Origin of the sequence: Bradyrhizobium sp. CSA112, from assembly GCF_029051645.1 — a bacterium.
Lineage (GTDB): Bacteria > Pseudomonadota > Alphaproteobacteria > Rhizobiales > Xanthobacteraceae > Bradyrhizobium.
This window is the reverse complement of record NZ_JAACFS010000001.1, coordinates 667,576-689,401: the sequence shown is the minus strand read 5'-3', so window position 1 is coordinate 689,401 and position 21,826 is coordinate 667,576. Positions and strand designations below refer to the sequence as shown.

Sequence of the window (21,826 nt, the reverse complement as noted above, 5' to 3'; positions counted from 1 at the left end):
CACCTCAGTCCTCCTCCAACTCGTCGACATAGACGAGGCCGGCCTTCGCCAGCGGCTCGCGCATGTTGTACATATCGAGCCCGAGCACGCCCGAGGCCAGTTGCCGCCGCTTGCCGTCCTCATCGGCGACGCGCTTCTCGCCTTTGGTGACCACGTCGGCGGCGTCCTTGCGTCCGATCACCACGACGCCATCGTCATCCGCCACTACGGCATCCCCCGGCACGACATTGATGCCGGCGCAGACTACGGGCACGTTGACCGCGCCCAGCGTCGCCTTGACCGTGCCCTTGGCCGAGATCGCCTTCGACCACACCGGAAAGCCCATTTCGCGAAGCGATTTGGCGTCGCGAACGCCGGCGTCGATGACGAGGCCCTTGACGCCGCGCGCCATCAGCGAGGTCGCGAGCAGGTCGCCGAACATGCCGTCGGTATTGTCAGTGGTGCAACCGACCACCAGGATATCGCCGGGCTGACACTGCTCGACCGCGACATGGATCATCCAGTTGTCGCCGGGCTGCGCCAGCACGGTCACAGCGGTGCCGGCGGCTTCAGCTCCGCTCCAGACCGGACGCAGATAGGGCTTCATCAGCCCAAAACGGCCATAGGCCTCGTGCGCGGTGGCGACGCCGAGCGCGCCTAGCCGTTTCACCAGCTCAGCATCGGTTCGCTTGATGTTGCGGACGACGACCGTCTTCATGCCAATTCCTCCATCGCCATCGGGAACAGCCGCTGATACGCCTCGCCATAGGTCATGGGCTTGCCAGTATTGCGGCCGCCCTGCACGCCCCGCTGCAGCGCGACCCGCTCATAGTAGGCCCACAGATGCTTCTGGGCGGCGAGAATCTCGAACGTCTTGCGTTTGATCTCCCAGACCTCGTCGATGTTGAGGATCACCTGCGGCTTGAAATTGCACATCTCGGGCTGGTGCGGCTCGAACAGGAACACCGGCGGCGCCGAATAGGTGTATTTGGCGCCGGGCTTGTGGCCCATCGCCTGCGCGACCACGCGGGTTTCCTGGGCGAAATGCGCGGCGTTCGGATGATCGAAATTATAGGGATCCTCCAGCGCATGGGTCAGCACAAAGGACGGATTGAGCTCGCGGTAGATATCGACCATGCGGTCGAAATGCGCTTCCGTCAGCCGCAGCGGATAATCGCCGGCATCGAAGAACTCGATCTCTGCGCCCAGCATCTCCGCCGCGCGCTGCGCCTCGTCGCGTCGTCCGGCCTTGACCTTCTCCATCGTCGCGCCCGCTTCTTTCCAGGCGAACTGGCTTTCGCCGCGCTCGCCGAACGACAGGCACGCGACCTTCATGCGATAGCCCTTCCTGGCGTGCAGCGCGATCGCGCCGCCCGCGCGCCAGACGAAATCACCGGGATGCGCCGTGACCACCAGGCCCGTTTTGCCAGCACTGCTCATGATCGGGATTTCCTCCTTCGATTGTTGCACGTTGCCGGCTGCACCGGCCACGTGACTACTGTTTGGCAATTCCTGCCCGCTCGATCACCTTGGCCCATTTGTCGATATCGGCCTTCAGCCGTTCCTGGATTTCTTCGGGCGAACTGGCCTTGGCCTCGATGCCGAGATCCAGCGCGCGCTTCTTCAGCTCCGGCATGTCGAGCACCTCGCGCAGCGCGGCGTTGAGCGTCTTGATCACCTCTGGCGGTGTACCCTTGGGTGCAAAAATCGCGTTCCAGGACCGCGCCTCGAAATCGCCGCCCCCCGCTTCGTTCACTGTCGGTACATCAGGCAGGAACGTTGTGCGGATGGTGCCCGAAGACGACACGGCAATAGCCGCCTTGTCGGCGACATGCGACTGCACCGCGGTGTAGTTCTCGATCGCCATCTGGATGTCGCCGCGCAGCAGCGCGATCATCACATCGGGCGAGCTGCGAAACGGCACGATGGTAACATCGACGCCCGCGGTCGATTTGAACAATTGCGCTGCGAGGTTTTGTGTCGACCCGACATTGATGGTGCCGACATTGAGCGCGCGGGGTTTTTCCTTGGCCGCCTTGATGAATTCAGCCAGCGTCGGATATGGCGAGCCGGCTTGCGTCACGAAGATGAAGTCGAAATAGCCCATGCTCGAGACCGGAACGAAGTCGGTGACCGGATTGAACGCCAGGTTCTTGAACAGCGACATGGAAATCGCGGTCCCATTGCTGAGCAGCGCCAGCGTATAGCCGTCGGCGGGTGCGGACAGCACGGCGCGCGCGGCATTGATGCCGCCGGCGCCCGGCATGTTCTCGATGACGAAGCGCTGGCCGAGCTTTTCGCCGAGCTTTTCGGTGACCAGCCGCGCCGTGACGTCGGCAACGCCGCCGGGACCGAACGGCAAGATCAGCCGCACCGGCCGGTTCGGATAGTTTTGCGCGTGGGCGATTTGCGGAAGCAACAACGCCGCCAGCACGGCAGCCACCCTGCCGAATGACACGCCGCGTCGGCTCAGAGTATTTCGCTCGCGTTTGTCCACCATCGCATGCGCTCCTTCAAAACTCGAACAGCCGCGCCGGATTGTCGACCAGGATCTTCTGCTGCAACTCGGGTTCCGGTGCAAACAGCGGAATGAGGTCGACCAGATCGCCGTCGTTGGGCATCACCTTCACATTGGGGTGCGGCCAGTCGGTTCCCCAGATCACGCGGTCCGGCGCGGTCTCGACGATACGGCGCGCGAACGGCACCGCGTCATGGAACGGTGGTCCGGCGGATGACACCCGCTCGCAGCCGCACACCTTGACCCAGCATTTCTCGTCGCGCGCCATCAGGTCAATCAGCGTCCGGAACGGAAGCTGGTCGAGGCCATCAGATGCCTTGACGCGCCCCATGTGATCGATGGTGTAGCGAACCGGCAATTTTGCCAGCATCTCGGCATATTCAGGCAGATCGATCGCATCGAAATGCAGATCGATATGCCAGCCGAGCGGCGCCACCATCGCGACGATGCGATGGAACGCCCTCATATCGGGCACGCCGCCAAGATGACGCACGAAGTTGAAGCGGCACCCGCGGAAACCGCCGTCGTGCAATTCGCGAAGGCCGCGCTCGGTAATGGTATCGTCGATATTGGCGACCGCGCGAAACGTTCCGTTGCTCACGGCGATGGCATCCAGCGCCACCCGGTTGTCGGTGCCATGCACGCTGGCATTGACGATGACGGCGCGGCCGATCCCGAGCTTCTTGTGCAGCGCCCGAAAATCCTCGAGCGGCGCATCGGGCGGCGTATAGGGCCGTCCCGGTGCGTAAGGGTATTTGTCACCGGGGCCGAAGATGTGGGTATGCGCGTCACACGCCAGCGCCGGCAGCTTGAATTGCGGCGTTCGCGTATCGGGATCGGGTCCGGGAATCGTGGGCTTGTGCATGGTGCCTTCTGCAGTGTTTGGTTCGCGCTTGATGATTTCCGCGATACCTAATCGGTCGGACTTTCCTTCCGCTTTCGAACGGCGGCCACGGCGCGTGGCTGAGCAGGCTTGGCCCGGCGTGACGCGCTGTCGATGTGATCGACGTCGGGCGCCTGCAACGAAGCGACCGTTGCCGAGACGAGCTGCTCGATCGCTTCCGCCATATCGGCGCCGTCGGCTTCGCCGCGGGAGAGCCTCGTGACTCGCTCCGGATTGACGAGGGTATAGTAGAGTGCGCCGAGCAGGAATTGCGACCGCCACACGATCGTCGTTCGCGGCAGATCCGGCAGGCTTTCCCCGATTGCCTCGATAAACGCGTTGGTGGTGTCGTCGAAGATTTCCGCGATGATGCGCCCCACCACGGCGTTGCCTTCGGCTGACATCACGGCGCGCAGCCGCGTGAACCGCGCTCCGCCGCCGGCGAGGTCGCTGCTGGATGAAAACGCCGGCTGCACATAGGCGCGCACGATCGCCTCCAGCCGGTCCTGAACGTCACGCACGCGCCTTGCCGCCACCAGCAGCTCTATGCGGCGCTTGTTCATCGGCCCGCAATGACGCTTGTAGATTTCGAGCAGCAAGCCGTCCTTGCTCTTGAAATGATAGGTGATGCTGCCCGGATTGGCGCCGGCTTCCAGCGCGATGTCGCGGATCGACACGGCGTTGAAGCCGCGCGTCGAGAACAACAGCTCGGCCGCGCTCAGGATGGCTTCCCGCATGTTGGGATTTCGCGTCATGGGATTTGCTTTCCGTTCTCGACTTTTGTACGTTTGTACAAATGATAAGGTCTAGTCAACAAAAAAACCGATTCCAGAGGAAGGCGCCCCGCATGTCCGTTTTCAACAAGATCCTGCGCACCGTATTCGCAGCCGCCACGCTTTCGCTGGCGGCCACACACGCCTACTCGGAGCAGTTCCCGACCCGGCCGGTGCGCATCCTGGTGCCCTACGCCGCCGGCGGCGCCGTCGACGTGCTGGCGCGCACGCTCGGGCAGTCGCTGTCGAAGACCTGGGGCCAGCAGCCGGTCATCGAAAATCGTCCGGGCGCCGGCGGGATCATCGCATCGCAGGCGCTCACGCAATCGGCGCCGGACGGCTACACCCTGATCCTCGTCGCAAGCGGCCATCCGCTGAACCAGTTCTTCTATCCAAAACTGCCCTACGACACCTTCAAGGACTTCACCGCCATCAGCGAGGTCGCCTATTCGCCGCTCGCGATCGTGGTGTCCAAGAGCAGTTCAGTGAAGAATTTGCAGGAGTTGCTGGCGACCGCGCGCGAAAAGCCTGAGTCATTATCGTACGGCATGTCCGGCAACGGCACCTCGGCCCATCTCGCCGGCGAACTTCTCAACTACATGGCCAAGGTCAAAATCCAGGCGATCCCCTACAAGGGCGGCGCCCCTGCCCTCACGGCCGTCATCGCCGGCGAGATTCCCATGAGCGTCAATCCGCTGCCCGAAGTTGTCGGCCAGCTAGGGGGCAACGCGGTGCGCGCCCTTGCGGTAACAACGGCCCAGCGCTCAAAGACATTGCCCGATGTTCTCACGGTCGCGGAAGCCGGCCTGCCCGGCTACGACGCCTCGGTCTGGTGGGGTTTTCTCGGCCCCGCCGGCATGGCGCCTGAGCTGGTCGCGAAAATCCACAACGATTTGGCCGCGGCGCTGAAGGATCCGGTCGTTGTCACGGCGTTGGATAAGATGGGTGCGACGCCGGTCGGCAGTTCGCCCAGGGATTTCGATGCCTTCATGCGCGCCGAAGCCGCGAAGTGGGAGCCGGTTCTCAAGGAGGCGAATATCAAGGTGCAGTGAGGCCGCCGGCTGCCTGGTCAACTCACCGCGCATTCGCCGGCGCGTGCACGTGCCACAGATCGGCGCGCCAGTGCAGCGCGATCGCCAGCATCAGCGCGAGGCCGGCCGCCGCATAGAGCGTTCCGGTCGCCGCAAATCCGATCTCGTCGATCAGGCTGCCGGCGGCCAAGAGGCCGATCGGCAGCCCGTAGATCACCATCATACGCACGCCCATGACCCGGCCGCGGAAATTCTCGCTCGCAGTCCGCATCAGGATGACGGCGATCGAGATCATGGCGAGGCTTTGCGAAAAGCCCGCCACCACCAGGCACATGATCGCGGTCGGCACCGTCTGCATCTGCACGAAGATCAGCAAGGTCGCGTACCAGACGACGGTGGCGCCGATCATCAGCCGCGCCACCCGGAGATCGCGGATCAGGCTCAACACGATCGAGCCCGCCAGCGAGCCGATCGCAAAGCTCGCCGACAGATAGCCAAGCCCGGTCTGGTTGGTGCCGTAGATCGCCTTGGCGATATAGGGCAGCAGTCCGTTGGAGAGCGGATACGCTGTCAGGTTGGCCAGGAACGCCACCCAGAGCGCGGCCTGCATCCGCGGCGTAGTCCAGACATAGGCCACACCTTCCTTGAGGTCACGCAACGGCGAGCGCTGCAACACCTCGCTGGCCGCCTCGCCCGCGAGTTGCGGCTTTGCCGGCGCCACGATGCACAGCGTCAGCGCGGTCGCGGTAATGTAAAGGCAGACGATCGCCACATAGGCCGGGCCCATGCCGAGCGCGGCAAACAATCCGGCGCCGCTCAGCGCGCCGGCGATGCGCGCGGTATCCATCGTCGTACGCGAGATGCTGATCGCCCCGATCAACTGGCCATGCGGCATGATGGTCGCAACCAGCGCGCCGCGCACACCGAGATCGGATGGCCGGACGATACCCATGACGGCCGCGATAATGAATACATAGAGCGGCGCGAGGTGGCCCGACAGCGCCAGCGTCATCAGCACGGCGGCCAGCACCGCGTAGGTCGCGCGCATCATCGCCAGCAGATCGCGGTGACCGATCCGGTCGCCGACAACGCCGAACATCGGCGCTACCAGCGTGCCGATATAGCCGAGCGAGGCGAACAGAGTGAGCAGCAGGACAGACCCGGTCTCGACCAGCACGTACCAGCCGAGAATGAGCATCTCCATCTCGAACGCCCACGAGGTGAGCAGATCGGCGGGCCATTGAAAGCGGTAGTTCCTGATCTGGAATGGTGCGAGCGCGGAACGTCGCGCCGGATCGCTCAAGATGCGTTGTCGCGATTCATCGCGGTCCACCCTGCCCTGTTCTTATTTTTGCCTCACCGTCGATAGCAAGCCGCGCCCGGCGTTTCAAGCCGCCGACATGGCCCTGGCACGGTGCGAGAGCAACAGCCGCCTCCCGTCAGCGGCCGATATCGCGGGGCTGAACAGATAGCCCTGCATCTCGGTGCAGCCGAGGATGTACAGCAGGTTCCTTTGCTGCTCGGTTTCGACGCCCTCCGCCGTCGTCATCATGTCGCTGGCGGCCGCGATGTTCACCACCGCCTGGACGATGGACGAGGATGCGCCCGGACCTGCGATATCCTTGATGAAGGAGCGATCGATCTTGATCTTGTCGAACGGGAAACGCTGCAGGTAGCTGAGCGACGAATAGCCGGTGCCGAAATCGTCCAGCGCGATCCGGACACCCAGCTTGCGCAACTGATGCAGCGCGTCCAGCGCCGCGTCGTCGCGAATGAGCACGGCCTCCGTGATCTCGAGTTCGAGCCTGCTGGCAGGCAGGCCAGAGGCTGCCAGCGCCGCCGCCACGTTCAACGCCAGCGATTGGCTCCTGAACTGTACCGGCGAGACGTTGACCGCGACGCGAACATGAGCCGGCCAGTTGACGGCCTCTGCGCAGGTCGCGTTGAGTACCCATTGGCCGAGTTCATTGATGAGCCCGGAATCTTCCGCGATCGGGATGAATTCCGCCGGCGAGATCATGCCGCGCTCGCGGTGCCGCCACCGCAACAGTGCTTCGCACGAACTGATCCTGCCGTCCTCGATATTGAGCACCGGCTGATAATAGGTCTCGAGGCTGCCGTCGCTGATCGCCTGGCGCAGCTCGAGTTCCAGGCTTCGCCGCGCCTTGGCGCGCTGATCCATGCCGGCCTCGAAGAAGCGGTAGGTCCGCCGTCCGTCGGCCTTGGCGCCGTAGAGGGCGAGGTCCGCATTCCTCAACAACTGGTCGAGGTCCACCCCGTCGCCGGGCGCAAGCGCTATGCCGATGCTGGCATCGGTGGTGATCAGGTGCCCCATGCATTCCAAGGGCTGCCTGATCGCCGAATGAATTTCATCAACGAGCCGAGTGGCTTCCGACCGATCCTTGATAGCCATTTGAATGACGGCGAACTCGTCGCCACCGAGGCGAGCCGCCACGTCGGCGTCTCCGAGACAACCGCGCAGGCGCTCCGCGACGCCCTTGAGCAGCTCATCGCCGGCCGAATGGCCCAGGGCATCGTTGACGGCTTTGAACTCGTCGATGTCGATATAGAGCACAGCCAGTTGCTCGCCGGGCCGAAGCGCTTCGCGCGCCTGTTCGAGCCGCGCGCGGAACAGAATCCGGTTCGGCAGGTCGGTCAATCCGTCGAAATGCGCCAGATGCGCAATCTTCTCGTCGGCGCGCGTGCGCTCCGTGATGTCTTCGATCGTGGCCACCCAGCCGCCGCCCTTCAGCGGCCGGTTGATGATCTCGATCGCCCGGCCGCCCGGAGCCTGCGTGAGTTGACGCGTCGCCTTACCGAGCGATACCTTTTGTATGATCGCGTTGCAGAATTCATCGACATCGCCGTCGAATGATCCAGTTTCCTTCCGATGGGCGATCAGCCGCTGTATCGTGCAGCCGGGCCTGGCCACGTCAGGCGATAGTCCGAACATCTCGAGATAGGGTTGGTTGCAAATGATGATCCGCGCGGATGCATCATAGAGAACAAGACCCTGCGGGATATTGTTCACGGCAATCGAAAGCTGGCGCCGCTCGGCTGCCAGCCGCTGATCGGTCAACCGGTGACGCCGCAGCAACAACCCGGCGATCACGGCCAGAACGGCGACGAACGCAAGCAGCACGCGTTCGCGAAGACTCCATGCCGACGTCGCCGCGTCGGCCGCAACCATCACCGCGAGCAGCACGCCGCACACCGCAAGCAGTGTGACCGATCCGCCCCCTTGCGCAGAACCGGCCGAACCGCTCGATATTTGATGACCACCCTCGTTGCTCACCCGAAATGCCCTGGAATGATGCGACAGGCGCCCGTATGAATGGAACTCAGACAGCTAATCATGCGCCCCGCGGCAGTGTTACGTAGTACTGATGGAAGGCGCGTTACAACTTGCGGTTAGCAATCGGTTACCTTGCACACGCGCTGGCGCCAATCCGCGATCTGGAATCGGAGGTTACCGGGACACGGCCCAGGGCCGGCTCCTCTCGTTCGAAGTGGTAAACGAACGATTAATTCGAAGCTGGCGTCGCACGCGGCCAGAAATGCACGAAAGCCCTTATTTTTCAGCGTAACTGACATCCCACAGCGCCGGCGGAGCTCCATCGCAAAAACGAATCCTGGCCGAGATGCCACAGATTTAGCTGATGCGAATCCTCCCCGTTTAACCGTTTCGCTAGTCGCGGCCGACCATAATGGGGGCAGACCCCAATTCATGAGATCCAGGTTCAGCACCGTGACATCCTTCGGACGTGTGATTTCCGTGCGCGGCTCCCTCGCTCGGGTCGGACTTCTGGCCGCGGGCCCGATGCCCGTCGCCGAAGTGCGCGCCACCGTCGGCCGCTTCATCAGCATCCGTTGCGCCGGTTCCACCATCATCGCGATGATCACTGAAGTATCGTGCGAGGACATGCCGAACTCCGATGAATATATCGCGACCGCCTCGGTCGACCTGCTCGGCGAAATTTCCGGCGGCGAGCGCCCCAAATTCCAGCGTGGCGTCACCAACTATCCAACCATCGGGGATGCCGTCGACGTCGTCACCGCCGAGGACCTTCGCACCGTCTATGCACCGAGCGGCTCGGACCAGATCAATGTCGGCACCCTGCAGCAGGACCGGTCGGTGATCGCCTATGTCGACGTCGAGGAAATGCTCTCCAAGCACTTCGCGGTCCTCGGCTCCACCGGCGTCGGAAAATCGACCAGCGTGTCGCTGCTGCTCAACGAGATCCTGAAAGCGCGGCCGAACCTGCGGGTATTCCTGCTCGACGTGCACAACGAATATGGCCGCTGCTTCGGCGACCGTGCGCTGGTGCTCAACCCGCGCAACCTGAAACTGCCGTTCTGGCTGTTCAATTTCGAAGAGATTGTGGACGTGCTGTTCGGCGGCCGTCCCGGCGTGCCGGAAGAACTCGACGTTCTCGCCGAAGTCATCCCGATGGCGAAGGGAATCTACACCCAGTACCAGAACTCCGATCGTCTCGGGCTCAAGCGCATGGACCCGAAGTCGGGCAGCTACACTGTCGATACGCCGGTGCCCTACCGGCTGGTCGATCTGATCTCGCTGATCGACGAGCGGATGGGCAAGCTGGAGAACCGCTCCTCGCGCATCATCTATCACAAGCTGATTTCGCGCATCGAGACCGTACGCAACGATCCGCGCTACACCTTCATGTTCGACAACGCCAATGTCGGCGGCGACACCATGGCGGAAGTGATCAGCCATCTGTTCCGCCTGCCGGCCAACGGCCGGCCGATGACCATCATGCAGCTGGCGGGCTTCCCCGCTGAAGTCGTCGATTCCGTGGTGTCGGTGCTGTGCCGCATGGCGTTCGATTTCGGCCTGTGGAGCGACGGCGTATCGCCGCTGTTGTTCGTCTGCGAGGAAGCGCACCGTTACGCCTCGGCCGACCGCAACATCGGTTTCGGTCCGACCCGCAAAGCGGTCTCGCGCATTGCCAAGGAAGGCCGCAAATACGGCGTCTTTCTCGGCCTCGTCACCCAGCGTCCGGCCGAACTTGACGCCACCATCATCTCCCAGTGCAACACGCTGTTTGCGATGCGCCTTGCCAACGACCGCGACCAGGCACTGTTGCGCTCGGCGGTGTCGGATGCTGCCGCAAACCTCTTGTCATTCGTACCCTCGCTCGGCACCCGCGAAGTGCTGGCCTTCGGCGAAGGCGTGGCGCTGCCGACGCGCCTGCGCTTCAAGGAAGTGCCGGTCCATCAGTTGCCGCGCAGCGAAGCCACCATCGCGTCCGTGCCGTCGGTCTCCGCCGGTCATGACATGCATTTCGTCTCCGCCGTGCTGGACCGCTGGCGCGGCGCCACCTCGCATCGCGACGTGCCGAACGATCCCGGTATTGGCGACCGGCCCGCCGCGGCCCGCATCATGACGCCGGTGGAAGCGCCGATGCTGCAGCCCTCGATGGGGCTCGATCCCGACCGCTTCTCGCTCCTGAAGAAGCCGCTGCGCTAAGGCCGCGAGCGTTTGCGCGAATTCTTCGCGCGGGCCGGTATCCACTTCAGCCAAAAACCCTATATGGTTCCGGCCAATGCCGCCTCGCGCGGCCTTAAGCCGGAACCTTTCATGACCAAGCCCGCCACCAAACGATTTCAACCGCCCGCCATCGACACGCTGCCGGAGGACATCCGCAACCGGATCCTCGCGGTGCAGGAGAAATCCGGCTTCGTCCCGAACGTCTTCCTGACGCTGGCTTACCGCCCGGACGAGTTTCGCGCGTTCTTTGCCTATCATGACGCACTGATGGAGAAGGACGGCGGGCTTACCAAGGCCGAGCGCGAAATGATCGTGGTGGCGACGTCGAGCGTCAACCAGTGTCACTACTGCGTGATCGCGCATGGGGCGATCCTTCGCATCCGGGCCAAGAACCCGCAAATCGCCGACCAGATCGCCGTCAACTACCGCAAGGCCGACATCACGCCGCGCCAGCGCGCCATGCTCGACTTCGCCATGAAGGTGAGCCAGGAGGCCAACACGGTTTCGGAAGCGGATTTTGCGGAAATTGCCAGCCACGGCTTCAGCGACGACGACATCTGGGACATCACGGCGATCGCGGCCTTCTTTGCGCTCTCGAACCGGCTGGCCAACGTCACGGCGATGCGCCCGAACGACGAATTCTACATGATGGGACGGCTGCCGAAGCAAGGCTGAGCCGGCTGGCTCGCTCCTGGTTCCAGGCATTGCGGGATGGGATGGCTGTCCTGCGGCCGGCAACATTTCATGTTGGAAGTGCTGCCGGCGTGCTAAAAGAGGCGCAAGATTTCTTGCGGACCGGCAGCAGTGAAAACCCAGCGGCCTATTGTTTCGGACGATGAGCACGTGGTGCTCAAGTTCCGGCCGCGTACCTCTGCCCACCCGCCCGGCCGGCGGGAAGAATCCGATCCGTCCAAGACGGCGAGCAAGACGTCCAAGACGGCGCCGGCGGCGAACGATCTGTCCCGCTACGAGCGGCCGCGCGACGAGGGCGACGATTTCCGTCAGCGCATGCTCGCCAATGTCGCCGCGCTGGCCTTCACGGTGGCGTTGACCGCGATCGGCATCTGGCTTGCGATAAGCATCGCCGATCTCCGCAAGACCCAGGATTGCGTCCTGATGGGCCGCCGCGACTGCGCCCGGATTTCGGTGACGTCGCCGGGGTAGCGGAGCAGGATCGCCGCACCCACGTCGTCCCTGCGAACGCAGGGACCCATACGCCGCGGCCATTGTTGGTGAAACACGAAGGAACGAGGAGCGAGCAAAAATACTGCTCCCTGTGGTTATGGGTCCCTGCGTTCGCAGGGACGACGGATCGATATGGGCTTGCGTTCTCGCGGCGCGATGCGCCCGAGCTTTTCCACCATTGTTTCCCAACAGAGGGAGCAGGGAATGATAACCGCCCTGCGAACAACGTCTCCAGGGCGGATTAGCGACAGCGTAATCCGCCGCTTCGACGCGGGTGCGTGTTCGCAATGTTGGCGTAGCATTGATGGAACGTGGCGGATTACGTCTGCGGCAAATCCGCCCTACGAGCTACGGGCTGTCATCGCACGGCCGTTTATTGGGTCCGTTCATTGACGATAGCCATCGCTGTTCGTAGCGCCTGCTCATAGCTCTTCAGTTGGCCTTGCGAATATTTCTGCATGGCCCGCAATTCGTCCGACGTCTTGCTCTTCAACTGAGCGAAGCTGGGCGACAGCGACGCGTCGCCAATCTCTCCTGATCCGTTCTCTCGACGTGCGAGCACGCTCTCGATACGTTGCAGCGCGAGCCGATTGCGCTGCGCTCCGTTGCCCGCGTGTGTGACATAGTGCTGCAGCCTGTCGGTGGACATGGCGCGAGCGCCCTCCTCGTCGCCTTTGATCAGGCGAAGCAGTTGCTCGTCGACGATGTCGGTGCACAATTCAATACATTCGTCGCAGATGAACACGGCGGGGCCGGCTACCAGCTTGTTCACCTCGTCCTGGTTCTTGCCGCAGAACGAACAATAGAGGAGTTTGGCTTGTGATGCTGGATTCTGCAGCCTGCCCGGCCAGCCGGACTGTGGCTGGGCCGCATCGATCTTGGCCGGTGGCTGGGCCGCATCGATCTTGGTCGACAGGATATTCCAATTGTCGTAGCCGAACGCTTTCGCGATCAGCTCCAAAGACTCGCTGTGCGTGGTTTGCACAGACTTGGCAGTTAAGGCATCGCGCAGGGAACGCGCCATGGCTTTCGCATCGCGGAAATCGCGCATGAGAGCACCCGTATCGGCGAACGGAGGAGATCGGTGCCTGCCTTGCCGACCCGTTCGCCAATAGCGAGGGCCGAGATATCAGATACGTTCACCATCCCAGAGGGCGCAGGCGGCTGGTGTATCAACCGGTCATTATAGTTGGCGCGACTGTGGTCATTGTCAACCCGGGCGACGAACGCAAGATCTCATAGCTCTTCGTCGGCGCAGTCTGTCCTTCCTCACCTTAGCTCCGCATCCCGCAGCGGCGCGCGGCTCAATGCGTTGCCAGCAGCGGTCGCTTTGCGGAGCAGCCGCATCAACTCCGCGCCCTCTTTTTCGGTGAGACCGCGCAGCATGAGGCGCTGGGCCGCCTCGACGGCGGGCGTGATTCCGCGCAGCGTTCGCTTTCCCGCCTCTGTAATCTGCAATTCGCGAGCGCGGCGGTCCCGGCTGCTGGCGTGGCGCACCAGCAAGCCTTTGTGCACGAGACGATCGACCACACCGGTGATGGTGGTGCGGTCATAGGCGATCAGACCGGCCAACGTTACCTGATCGATCCCCGGGTTGGTCCTGACGGCCGAGAGCGCCGCGTATTGAACCGGCGTGAGGTCAAAGCCGGCTTCATCGACCTCGGCGAGGAACACGGCCACCGCAATCTGCTGGAAGCGGCGCGCCAGATGGCCGGGCATCTCATTGTTGTCTCTCACCGAAATTCTCCGAGGCTGATCCGGAATTGACAAGCATACTGATAATCAGCATGCTGAGCAATGTCATCGATGCGCCTGGTCGCCGCGTCCGCCGCTTGCCCGGCATCCGTCGACCGACGCCGTCGATGAACGGCAACCTATCGGTCAAAATCGCGTTGGGGGCCAAGAACGGGAGGAGCAGGTCTCATGCAGTTTCATCTCAACGGCTTCGAGCCGGGCGATCCCGAAATCGCCGATCCCGTCGAGCGGGTTGCACCTTCCGGCATGTCCGGACCGGTTCCGGCGGAAGTCGACGTCCTGATCGTAGGGTGCGGACCGGCGGGTCTGACGCTCGCGACGCAGCTGGCGGCGTTTCCCGACATCAAGACCTGCATCGTCGAGCAAAAGCCGAGCCGGCTCTTGCGCGGCCAGGCCGACGGCGTCGCCTGCCGCACCGTGGAGATGTTCCACGCCTTTGGCTTCAGCGAGCGCGTGCTGAAGGAAGCCTGCTGGATTACCGAAACGACGTTCTGGAAGCCGGACGATCGCAAGCCTGAAAACATAGTGCGCAGCGGCCGGGTTCAGGATGTCGAGGACGGGCTGTCGGAAATGCCGCACCTCATCCTGAACCAGGCGCGCGTGCATGATTGCTATCTCGATGTCATGCGTAAATCGCCTGCGAAGCTCGAACCGTATTACTCGCGGCGCCTGCTCGACCTTCAGATCTCACCTGCTGCGCGGTTTGAAGATCACGCGGTGACCGTGCGCCTCGAACGGCTCGATGCCGGGCACGAGGGCGAGGTCGAGACCGTCAGGGCACGCTATGTCGTGGGCTGCGACGGGGCGCGCAGCACGGTGCGCAAATCGATCGGGCGCGAGCTGCGCGGCGATTCCGCCAACCATGCCTGGGGCGTTATGGACGTGCTTGCCGTCACCGACTTCCCCGACATCCGCTTCAAGGTGCTCATCCAGTCAGCCCGCGACGGCAGCATCATCGTCATCCCGCGCGAAGGCGGCTATCTGGTTCGGCTCTATGTCGAGCTCGCCAATCTCGACGCCGGCGAGCGGGTCACTAGCCGCAACATCACGTCGGACGATCTGATCGCGAAGGCACGGCGGATTCTCAATCCGCATACGCTCGACGTAAAAGAGATCGCCTGGTGGTCGGTCTACGAGATCGGCCAACGGCTTACCGACAAGTTCGATGACGTGCCGGCGGAAGAGGCCGGAACGCGCCTGCCGCGCGTCTTCATCGCCGGCGACGCCTGCCACACCCACAGCCCGAAAGCGGGCCAGGGCATGAACGTCTCGATGCAGGACGCCTTCAATCTCGGATGGAAACTCGCCTCCGTGCTGCGAAAGCGCAGCGCCCCGCAGCTTCTGCACAGCTATTCGGCCGAACGGCAGGCGGTTGCGAAGGAACTGATCGACTTCGACCGCGAATGGGCCGAGATCCTTGGCTCCGCCAAGGGCGACAACAAGGGCGCGGACGCGGCGGCAACCCAAAGCTATTTCGTCCGGCACGGCCGCTACACCGCGGGGACAGCGACCCACTACCATCAGTCCGTCCTGACCGCCGAACCTGATCACCAGCATCTCGCGAAGGGATTCGTGATCGGCACGCGCTTTCACTCCGCGCCGGTCGTGCGGCTCTCGGACGCCAAGCCGGTTCACCTCGGCCACGTCACGAAAGCAGACGGACGCTTCCGGCTCTTCATCTTCGCCGGCCCCGGCGATCCCGCAGCCGCCAACTCCCCTCTTCGCTCCCTCTGCGACTTCTTGAGTGAGAGCCCCAAATCTCCCGTCAGAAGGCATACGCCTGCGGGCGCCGATATCGATTCAGTCATCGATGTCCGTGCAGTGTTCCAGCAGGCCCATACGGAGCTCGCCATCGAGGCAATGCCCGCGCTTCTTCTCCCGCCGAAAGGACGCTACGGACTTCGCGACTACGAAAAAATGTTCTGCCCCGATCTGAGGGGCGGTCACGACATCTTTGCGATGCGCGGCATCGAAGGGAAAGCCGGCTGCATGGTCGTGGTACGGCCGGACCAATACGTCGCGCACGTGCTCCCGCTCGATGGCCATGCGGCGCTTGCGGCATATTTCGACGGCTTCATGTTGCGGGCGGAGTGAGCGCTGGGGCGATTGCGGCGGGCTTTCGCTGACGCCGCGGGCCGGCTCCCCGAAAGCGCCCATTTTTGTCGCAAAATCCAACGCATCGGGAACGGGCCGCCTCCATTGAACTAAGCGGTCTGCTCCGATATACGGGCACTCGACTCCGGCCGAGGGAACAGGGCCTTCCGGGGCCGTTCACGCCGCCTCCTCAGAGCCGTTCCGGATTATCTCCAATATATCAAAGGCTTAATGATGTCTTCCACATTCGATCAGATCGCCAACATTATCGCGGAGACCTGCGACATTCCGCGCGACACGATCAAGCCGGAGAGCCACGCCATCGACGATCTGGGAATCGACAGCCTGGACTTCCTCGACATCGCCTTTGCCATCGACAAGGCGTTCGGGATCAAGATGCCGCTCGAAAAATGGACCCAGGAGGTCAACGACGGCAAGGCCACGACCGAGCAGTATTTCGTGCTGCAGAATCTCGCCGATCGCATCGACGAACTGGTCGCCGCCAAGAATGCAGCGCCGGGCGCCTAGTCGCCCACCATGCAACTTGATTATTTCCAGCTCATCGACCGCATCGTCGACCTCAATCTCGACGAGAAGAGGATCACGGTCGAGGCCGAGGTTCCGACTAATCACACCATCTTCGAAGGGCATTTCCCCGGTTTTCCGATCATGCCCGGCGTGCTGCTGACCGAAGCGATGGCGCAAAGTTCCGGCTGGCTGATACTTGGCGTCCTGAAGTTCGAGCGCATGCCGTTCCTCGCCATCGTGAAGGAAGCCAAGATGCGGGGTTTCGTCAGTCCGGGCCAGTTGCTGACGATCGAAGCGAAGCTCGAGCACGAAGGTTCCGGCTTTGCCGTCACCAAGGCAAAAGGACGCGTCGGCAAGGAGCTGAAGTGCAGCGCTGAAATCACCTTCGGCCTTGCCCCCTTCCCCGACCCGGCCTTGCGCGTGCACATGGACGCGATGGCCAACAAGATCGGCTTCCCACTGCAGGCGATAACGCATGACTGAGCCAAAATCCCCGGATGCAAAAGAAGTCTGGATCACCGGCATCGGCATCGTGTCCTCGCTCGGTGAAGGGCTGGATGCGCATTGGGATGCGCTGAACGGCAAGAAGATCAATATCGACGACAAGCGGTTTGCGCCCTACATCGTGCACCCGCTTGCGCCCGTCACCTTCGACGCCCAGATTCCGAAGAAGGGCGACCAGCGCCAGATGGAAGCGTGGCAGCGCATCGGCACCTATGCCGCGGGGCTGGCGCTGGATTCGGCCGGCATCAAAGGCAACAAGGAAATCCTGGGGCGGACGGACATGATCGTCGCCGCCGGCGGCGGCGAGCGTGACCTTGCCGTCGACGTCGCCATCATGACCGCCGACGCCAAGGGTAATTCGAGCCCCGCCTTTCTCAACGAACGGCTGATGAACGATTTGCGACCGACGCTGTTCCTGGCCCAGCTCTCCAACCTGCTCGCTGGCAACATCGCCATCGTGCATGGCGTGTGCGGAACGTCGCGCACCTTCATGGGCGAGGAAGCCGCCTCTATCGACGCCGCGCGGATCGCACTCGCCCGCATCGAGTCCGGACAGAGCGAGATTGCGCTGGTCGGCGCCGCCCATAATGGCGAGCGCTCCGATCTCCTGGTCCTCTACGAATTTGGCGACTACAACCTGAAGGAAAAGTTCGCCCCCGTCTGGCAGCGCGAAGGCAACAACGGCTTTGCGCTCGGCTCCGCCGGCTGCTTCCTGGTGCTGGAATCCCGCGAGCATGCCGAGGCGCGCGGCGCCAAGCCCTACGCGAAACTGACCAAGGTGGTCGCCGATCTCGCCCAGCGCAAGCAGCCGGGCGCGGTGACCAAATCGCTGGAAGCGCTGTGGCCGAAGCTCGGCATAGCCGGCGACAGCGGCAATCTGATCACGGGCGCGACCGGCGCCGAGCCGGTGACCTCGGAAGAGAAGGCATTTTTGCGCCAGCACCCTGGGTTTGCGGTGCGCGCCACCGGAACGATGTTCGGCCACACGCTGGAGACCCAGTTTCCGCTGGGGCTGGCGCTTGCGGCGCTCTCACTCTCCCGCGGCGCGCTGTTTCCGCCCAACGATCCCTCCGGGTTCGAGGTTGAAAAGGCAGGTCACCCGGACCAGATTGTGGTGCTGGGGGCCGGTCACTGGCAGGGCGAAGGCATGGCCCTGGTCGAGGCCGTCAAGTAGAGCGTGGCCGAAAGCGCGCTTTCGGCACGGCTAGATGCAAGAGAGGCGCGCGAAACGCGCATTCAGGTTACGGCGCAACGTCGGGGGAACCAATGTCAGCACCACGCGATAAATTCGGCAGGCCGATCGTCGTCGTCACCGGCATGGGCGTGGTGACGTCGCTTGGCGCCGGCAAGCAAGACAACTGGCGCAAGCTGACCGCGGGTGTATCAGGCATCAAGACCGTGACGCGTTTCCCAATCGACGGCCTGAAGTCGACCATGGCGGGCACGGTCGATTTCGTCACCGTCGATCCCGTTACCTCGACGGGATTGACCGAACGGCTGGCCGAAATGGCCACCGAAGAAGCGCTCGAACAGGCTGCGATCGGAGCTAAGGCCGATTTTCCCGGACCGCTGTTTCTGGCGGTGGCGCCGGTCGAGGTCGAATGGCCGCAACGGCTCGAACTCGGGCGCGCGATCGGAAAGACCGAATTCGGCTATGACGACATGCTGCGCATCAGCGGCGGCGGCCGGTACACAAAGTATCATCATCGCTTCATGTTCGGTTCGGTGGCCAGCCATCTGGCCGAAGCTTTCGGCACCAAGGGATCGCCGATCTCGCTCTCCACCGCCTGCGCCTCCGGCGCGACCGCGATCCAGCTCGGCGTCGAGGCGATCCGCCGCGGCGATGCCGACGCCGCGCTGTGCGTGGCGACCGACGGCTCGGTCAATCCGGAAGCGATGGTGCGCTTCTCGCTGCTATCGGCCCTGTCGACGCAGAACGATCCGCCGCAGGCCGCCTCAAAGCCGTTCTCGAAGAACCGCGACGGTTTCGTGATGGCGGAAGGCGCCGGCGCGATGGTGCTGGAAAGCTATGAATCGGCAACCGCCCGCGGCGCCAAAATCCTCGGCGTGGTCGCCGGCTGCGGCGAACTGACCGATTCGTTCCACCGCACCCGCTCCAGCCCGGACGGCAAACCGATCATCGGCTGCATGCGCAAGACGCTGGCCGACGCCGGCCTCGAGCCGGAGCAGATCGACCATATCAACGCGCACGGCACCGCGACGCCGGAAAACGACAAGATGGAGTACAACACGACAGCGGTCGTGTTCGGCGAGCATCTGCCGAAGATTCCGGTGTCGTCGAACAAATCGATGGTCGGGCACACGATTTCCGCAGCCGGCGCGGTCGAGGCCGTGTTCTCGCTGCTGACGCTGGAACATCAGCGGATTCCGCCGACCATCAATTACGAGATTCCGGATCCGGCGATCCTGTTCGACGTGGTCGGCAACAAGGCGCGCGACGCCAAGGTTACCGCTGTGATGTCGAACTCATTCGGTTTCGGCGGGCAAAACGCCTCGCTGATCCTGACGCGCGAACCGGTGTAGCGGTTACGGCCCTGCATTTGCGATGAACCGCCTGCTCCTACGCACCAAGGCGCGCCTGCGCGACGCCGCCAAGCCGGTGGCGGAATTAGCCGTCGGCGCGCTGACGGTCGCGCTGTTGCGCACCACCCGCTATTTCGATCCGGACAAAACCGCCAATTTCTTCGGCCGTGTTACCCACTTCATCGGGCGACGGCTGCGCGAGGACCGCATCGGGCGCGAGAATCTCAAGGCAGCGTTCCCTGAGAAATCGCCGGAAGAGATCGAGACCATTCTGACCGGGGTGTGGGACAATCTCGGCCGCATCGGCGCCGAGTTCGCCCATCTCGATCACATCTGGGACTACGACCTCGACCATCCGGACAAGCCGAGCCGCATTGAGTTCACCCCGCGGACCAAGCAGATCTTCGATCACCTGCGGGACGACGGCAAGCCGGCGATCATCTTCGCAAGCCACCTCGGCAATTGGGAAATCCCCGCGCTTGGCGCGGTCGCGCATGGGCTCGATTGCGCGATCCTGTTCCGTCGGCCCAACATCGAGGCCGCCGACCGCGCCATCGAACGGATCCGCGCCGTCAAGATGGGCACGCTGGTGCCGGCCGGCCGCGAGGCGCCGCTCAAGCTCGCCGAGGCACTGCAGAGGGGCCAGCATGTCGCGATGCTGGTCGATCAGTACTTGGGCAACGGCGTCGAGGTGACGTTCTTCGGCCGCAAGACCAAGGCCAACCCCACGCTGGCGCGGCTGCTGCGGCAGGTCGAATGCCCCGTGCACGGCGTGCGCATCATTCGCCTCCCCAACCACCGCTTCCGCGCCGAGCTGTCCGAAGAAGTCAAGCCGGTGCGCGACGCCTCGGGACAGATCGACATCCAGGGCACGATGCAGGCGGTGACGTCAGTGGTCGAAGGCTGGGTGCGGGAGTATCCGGATCAGTGGCTGTGGCTGCACAGAAGGTGGCGGTAGGTCCGCAACCATCCCTCCCCGTCATTGCGAGCCAACGGGTCGCGCGAGTGCGCGCCCGATGACAGGCTCAGCGAAGCAATCCATCGCGCGGCATAACGGATAGATGGATTGCTTCGACGCTTCGCTCCTCGCAATGACGAGGAGCTCCCAGTCGAGGCTTATCCGCCGAATAGCAGGCCGAGGCTCCATGCCTTCATCGCCACGGTCGATGCCAGGACGAAGATAATCTGCAGCAGCGTGCGCGTTGAAAAGAACGTGAGGATGTTGGTCATGTGATGCTCCCGGCGGGAGCTATAGGTTCTCGCTCGGGTTTCGGCAACAGGAGTTCGGCGGGAGCGAACGTAGTCTGTTCGTCATTGCGAGCGGAGCGAAGCAATCCATCTCCGGGCTTGCCGAGACATGGATTGCTTCGCTCCGCTCGCAATGACGGAGGACATACGCCGGCCACCGCGCGTCACCTCCCGGTCTTCACCCTCGTCCACAGCCGGTTGATGATGCGCTGGGTGGCGGGGTCGCGGGCCTGGATGACGAACAGCTTTTTCTGCATCGCCTCGTCCGGATAGATGTTCCTGTCGTTGAGGATTTTCGGATCGATCAGTTTCTGGCTCGCCAGATTACCGTTGGCGTAGGACAGGAAGTCGGAATTCTTGGCGGCGACGTCCGGGCGGTAGAGGTAGTTGATCAGCTCATAGGCCTCCGCGACGTTCTTGGCGTCAGCAGGAATCGCGAGATTGTCGAAGAACATCTGCGCGCCCTCTTTCGGAATAGTGTAGCCGATCTCGACGCCGTTCCTGGCTTCCGCCGCGCGGCTGCGCGCCTGCATCACGTCGCCCGACCAACCCACCACGAAGCAGATCTCGCCGGAGGCCAGCGCGCCCAGATACTCCGAGGAATGAAACTTGCGGACATTGGGCCTGATCTTGCTGACGAGATCGGCGGCCTTTTCCAGATCGGCCTGCTTGGTCGAATTCGGATCGATGCCGAGATAGCTGAGCGCCGCGGGCAGAATGTCGTCGGCGGAATCCAGCATGTGGACGCCGCAATCCCTGAACTTGGCGAGGTTCTCCGGCTTGAAGACGATATCCCAGCTATCGATCTTCGCATCCGACCCGAGGATTTTCTGCGCCGTCTTGACGTTGTAGCCGATGCCCGTGGTGCCCCACATGTAGTTGGCGGCGTAATTATTGCCGGGATCATAGGCCGCGAGTTGGCCCGTCACCACCGGCCAGGCGTTGGCGAGATTGGGCAGCTTCGACTTGTCGAGCTTGAGGAAGACTTTTGCCGTGATCTGGCGCTGCAGGAAATAGCCTGTCGGCACCACGACGTCGTAGCCTGACTTGCCCGCCAAGAGGCGCGTCTCCAGGGTCTCGTTGGCGTCAAAGGTGTCGTAGACCACCTTGATGCCGGTTTCCCTGGTAAAGTCTTCCAGCACTCCCGGCGCCATGTAGTTCGACCAGTTGTAGAAATTGACCGTGCGCTCCTGCGCCCATGCGGGCGAGAGCGACAGCGCGACGGTCATCACACCGATCAGGCGAAGCGAGCCTCGGACTGGATCGCGCATC

18 protein-coding genes and 3 pseudogenes are annotated in these 21,826 nt (G+C 63.1%); 10 read left to right on the top strand and 11 right to left on the bottom strand.

Annotated features, from left to right (window positions below; translation table 11 throughout):
* Window positions 1-4 precede the first annotated feature (4 nt).
* Genes GWE18_RS03405 through GWE18_RS03385 form a run of 5 tightly spaced genes read right to left on the bottom strand, consistent with a single transcriptional unit; the run spans window position 5 to window position 4,135 of the window.
* On the bottom strand, window positions 5-697 hold the full coding sequence (locus GWE18_RS03405) for a 4-carboxy-4-hydroxy-2-oxoadipate aldolase/oxaloacetate decarboxylase (RefSeq protein WP_275184369.1): 693 nt from the start codon (window positions 695-697) through the stop codon (window positions 5-7).
* Entirely contained in the window at window positions 694-1,419 is a 726-nt protein-coding gene (locus tag GWE18_RS03400; RefSeq protein ID WP_275184368.1) for a PIG-L deacetylase family protein, read from the bottom strand. The genes GWE18_RS03405 and GWE18_RS03400 overlap by 4 nt, the downstream gene beginning before the upstream one ends.
* 55 nt (window positions 1,420-1,474) lie before the next feature.
* Window positions 1,475-2,479, bottom strand: coding sequence for a tripartite tricarboxylate transporter substrate binding protein (locus GWE18_RS03395; RefSeq protein WP_275184367.1), 1,005 nt, complete (start codon window positions 2,477-2,479; stop codon window positions 1,475-1,477).
* A 13-nt stretch (window positions 2,480-2,492) separates the two neighbouring features.
* Window positions 2,493-3,362: an amidohydrolase family protein gene (locus GWE18_RS03390; protein WP_275184366.1), complete on the bottom strand. Its 870-nt coding sequence runs from the start codon at window positions 3,360-3,362 to the stop codon at window positions 2,493-2,495.
* Between the two features lie 47 nt (window positions 3,363-3,409).
* On the bottom strand, window positions 3,410-4,135 hold the full coding sequence (locus GWE18_RS03385) for a TetR/AcrR family transcriptional regulator (protein WP_275184365.1): 726 nt from the start codon (window positions 4,133-4,135) through the stop codon (window positions 3,410-3,412).
* 92 nt (window positions 4,136-4,227) lie between these two features.
* On the opposite strand from GWE18_RS03385, the gene GWE18_RS03380 reads away from it, so the two are divergent.
* Window positions 4,228-5,205 carry a tripartite tricarboxylate transporter substrate binding protein gene (locus GWE18_RS03380; RefSeq protein WP_275184364.1) on the top strand — a complete coding sequence of 326 codons (978 nt, stop codon included), beginning with the start codon at window positions 4,228-4,230 and terminating at the stop codon, window positions 5,203-5,205.
* Between the two features lie 22 nt (window positions 5,206-5,227).
* Here the strand turns inward: GWE18_RS03380 and GWE18_RS03375 are convergent, their stop codons facing one another.
* Window positions 5,228-6,487, bottom strand: a complete 1,260-nt coding sequence (locus tag GWE18_RS03375; RefSeq protein WP_275184363.1) for an MFS transporter — start codon at window positions 6,485-6,487, stop codon at window positions 5,228-5,230.
* Between the two features lie 84 nt (window positions 6,488-6,571).
* A pseudogene (locus GWE18_RS03370) lies at window positions 6,572-8,281 on the bottom strand (EAL domain-containing protein); the annotation flags it as partial.
* A 630-nt stretch (window positions 8,282-8,911) separates the two neighbouring features.
* Here GWE18_RS03370 and GWE18_RS03365 point away from each other — a divergent pair.
* From GWE18_RS03365 to GWE18_RS03355, 3 genes are all read left to right on the top strand, one after another.
* On the top strand, window positions 8,912-10,675 hold the full coding sequence (locus GWE18_RS03365) for an ATP-binding protein (RefSeq protein ID WP_156438200.1): 1,764 nt from the start codon (window positions 8,912-8,914) through the stop codon (window positions 10,673-10,675).
* Window positions 10,676-10,786: 111 nt separating this feature from the next.
* A complete protein-coding gene (locus tag GWE18_RS03360; RefSeq protein WP_275184362.1) occupies window positions 10,787-11,371 on the top strand; it encodes a peroxidase-related enzyme in 585 nt (194 codons plus the stop codon).
* A 129-nt stretch (window positions 11,372-11,500) separates the two neighbouring features.
* Complete coding sequence (locus GWE18_RS03355) at window positions 11,501-11,860, top strand: hypothetical protein (protein ID WP_275184361.1); 360 nt, start codon at window positions 11,501-11,503, stop codon at window positions 11,858-11,860.
* Window positions 11,861-12,572: 712 nt separating this feature from the next.
* On the opposite strand, the pseudogene GWE18_RS03350 reads toward GWE18_RS03355, so the two are convergent.
* The 3 genes and pseudogenes from GWE18_RS03350 to GWE18_RS03340 form a co-directional block, all read right to left on the bottom strand.
* Window positions 12,573-12,719, bottom strand: a pseudogene (locus tag GWE18_RS03350) (ClpX C4-type zinc finger protein); the annotation flags it as partial.
* A gap of 42 nt (window positions 12,720-12,761) precedes the next feature.
* Window positions 12,762-12,932, bottom strand: a pseudogene (locus GWE18_RS03345) (glyoxalase superfamily protein); the annotation flags it as partial.
* Between the two features lie 218 nt (window positions 12,933-13,150).
* The gene (locus GWE18_RS03340) at window positions 13,151-13,618 is read right to left on the bottom strand and encodes a MarR family transcriptional regulator (protein ID WP_275184360.1); all 468 of its coding nucleotides are present in this window, start codon (window positions 13,616-13,618) and stop codon (window positions 13,151-13,153) included.
* 186 nt (window positions 13,619-13,804) lie between these two features.
* Here GWE18_RS03340 and GWE18_RS03335 point away from each other — a divergent pair, with 186 nt between their 5' ends.
* The 6 genes from GWE18_RS03335 to GWE18_RS03310 all read left to right on the top strand — a co-directional run bounded on the left by GWE18_RS03335 (window position 13,805) and on the right by GWE18_RS03310 (window position 20,264).
* On the top strand, window positions 13,805-15,730 hold the full coding sequence (locus GWE18_RS03335) for an FAD-binding monooxygenase (RefSeq protein ID WP_275184359.1): 1,926 nt from the start codon (window positions 13,805-13,807) through the stop codon (window positions 15,728-15,730).
* Window positions 15,731-15,964: 234 nt separating this feature from the next.
* Complete coding sequence (locus GWE18_RS03330) at window positions 15,965-16,258, top strand: acyl carrier protein (RefSeq protein WP_028346689.1); 294 nt, start codon at window positions 15,965-15,967, stop codon at window positions 16,256-16,258.
* A 9-nt stretch (window positions 16,259-16,267) separates the two neighbouring features.
* Window positions 16,268-16,741 (top strand): 3-hydroxyacyl-ACP dehydratase FabZ family protein, encoded by a 474-nt coding sequence (locus GWE18_RS03325; protein ID WP_275184358.1) that lies wholly within the window; start codon window positions 16,268-16,270, stop codon window positions 16,739-16,741.
* Complete coding sequence (locus GWE18_RS03320) at window positions 16,734-17,936, top strand: beta-ketoacyl-ACP synthase (RefSeq protein ID WP_275184357.1); 1,203 nt, start codon at window positions 16,734-16,736, stop codon at window positions 17,934-17,936. Before GWE18_RS03325 ends, GWE18_RS03320 begins: the two co-directional genes overlap by 8 nt.
* A 92-nt stretch (window positions 17,937-18,028) precedes the next feature.
* Window positions 18,029-19,306, top strand: coding sequence for a beta-ketoacyl-ACP synthase (locus GWE18_RS03315; RefSeq protein WP_275184356.1), 1,278 nt, complete (start codon window positions 18,029-18,031; stop codon window positions 19,304-19,306).
* Between the two features lie 22 nt (window positions 19,307-19,328).
* On the top strand, window positions 19,329-20,264 hold the full coding sequence (locus tag GWE18_RS03310) for a lipid A biosynthesis lauroyl acyltransferase (RefSeq protein WP_275184354.1): 936 nt from the start codon (window positions 19,329-19,331) through the stop codon (window positions 20,262-20,264).
* A gap of 454 nt (window positions 20,265-20,718) precedes the next feature.
* Here GWE18_RS03310 and GWE18_RS03305 read toward each other — a convergent pair whose 3' ends face one another.
* The gene (locus GWE18_RS03305) at window positions 20,719-21,783 is read right to left on the bottom strand and encodes a polyamine ABC transporter substrate-binding protein (protein ID WP_275184664.1); all 1,065 of its coding nucleotides are present in this window, start codon (window positions 21,781-21,783) and stop codon (window positions 20,719-20,721) included.
* Between the last annotated feature and the right edge of the window lie 43 nt (window positions 21,784-21,826).